This window comes from Streptomyces capoamus (genome assembly GCF_014654935.1).
Taxonomy (GTDB): domain Bacteria; phylum Actinomycetota; class Actinomycetes; order Streptomycetales; family Streptomycetaceae; genus Streptomyces; species Streptomyces capoamus.
The window spans coordinates 671,167-671,437 of the sequence record NZ_BNBF01000001.1; the positions used below are offsets into that span (position 1 = coordinate 671,167).

The window sequence follows — 271 nt, forward strand, 5'->3', positions numbered from 1 at the left end:
ACACCGGCGCCTTCTTCGCCACCAGCACCTTCGGCAGTGGCCGGGTCGCCTTCTGGGGCGACAGCTCACCCGTCGACGACGGCACCGGCCAGTCCGGCAACACCCTGTACGACGGCTGGAACGACACCAGCGCCACCAACGCGGCCCTCGCCCTCAACGCCACCGAATGGCTGGCCGGTGCGGACGGCACCGGCAGTGGCGGGGGCGGCGGCCCGACATCGTGCACCGCCGCCCAGCTCCTCGGCAACAGCGGCTTCGAGTCCGGCAGCGG

1 pseudogene is annotated in these 271 nt (G+C 73.1%); it reads left to right on the top strand.

The features are described 5' to 3' along the window. Nucleotides 1-271: pseudogene (locus IE312_RS38600) on the top strand (hydrolase); the annotation flags it as partial.